This is a genomic window from Pseudomonas sp. HY7a-MNA-CIBAN-0227, from assembly GCF_040310325.1.
In the GTDB taxonomy this organism is placed as follows: domain Bacteria; phylum Pseudomonadota; class Gammaproteobacteria; order Pseudomonadales; family Pseudomonadaceae; genus Aquipseudomonas.
The window spans coordinates 1-277 of sequence record NZ_JBEOPT010000112.1 but is presented as its reverse complement, the minus strand read 5'-3'; the positions used below and the strand labels follow the sequence as shown (position 1 = coordinate 277).

Here is a 277-nt window from a genome sequence, read left to right as displayed (position 1 = left end):
CAGTTAATCACCGTAACAGGCTCTTATTCTGTCTGTTTGCCAGCCAGTTTGTCTGATACGCAGCAGCATGTTATTCGCCAATTATTAGATTTATTGTCTGCCTCTTATGAGGGTGATACTGAGTTGAGTGCTACGATCGACTCAAAGCAGCTACCCCTTATTATAAAGAACTTGGTAGACGGACGTGGACTTGCCTGCCCGATGCCATTGTTAAAAACCAAAGTGGCATTACGTGAGGTGGCAGCGGGCGAGTCGTTATATGTGGTGGCCACTGACC

At 46.9% G+C, this 277-nt stretch carries 1 protein-coding gene; it reads left to right on the top strand.

Annotated features, from left to right (window positions below; all coding sequences use genetic code 11):
- A partial coding sequence (locus tag AAEZ06_RS27200) for a sulfurtransferase TusA family protein (RefSeq protein ID WP_350617191.1) occupies positions 1-277 on the top strand: 277 nt, incomplete at both ends.